The following is a 252-nucleotide window of genomic DNA, read 5'->3' on the forward strand; positions in this document are numbered from 1 at the left end:
GAGATAATCGAGCCGGGCGCAATCCGGCGGCAGCGGCGGCGTGGTCGCTTCGATCTCGTCCTCGAGCAAGGCCTGCTCGTCGAGCGTGTCGACAAGTTTCATGGTAGAAACGCGGTGTTGCGCCTCAACGAGACGCCAGCAGGCGCCGTGCCGGTCGCGCGCCTCAGATCGGAGCGCGTCGGGCGTCCAGATAGGCAAGTACATGGGCGAGACCGTCAATGGTTTTGATGCGGTTGAGCGGCTTGCCCCCCA

The 252-nt window shown here is 64.7% G+C and carries 1 protein-coding gene; it reads right to left on the bottom strand.

Annotated elements, in window-relative coordinates:
* Positions 1-163: 163 nt before the first annotated feature.
* The coding region (locus Ga0451573_RS20395; protein ID WP_353740087.1) for an antitoxin Xre/MbcA/ParS toxin-binding domain-containing protein at positions 164-252 on the bottom strand (89 nt) is incomplete at its 5' end.

The sequence above is a fragment of the Phosphitispora fastidiosa genome, from assembly GCF_019008365.1.
GTDB lineage: Bacteria > Bacillota > Thermincolia > Thermincolales > UBA2595 > Phosphitispora > Phosphitispora fastidiosa.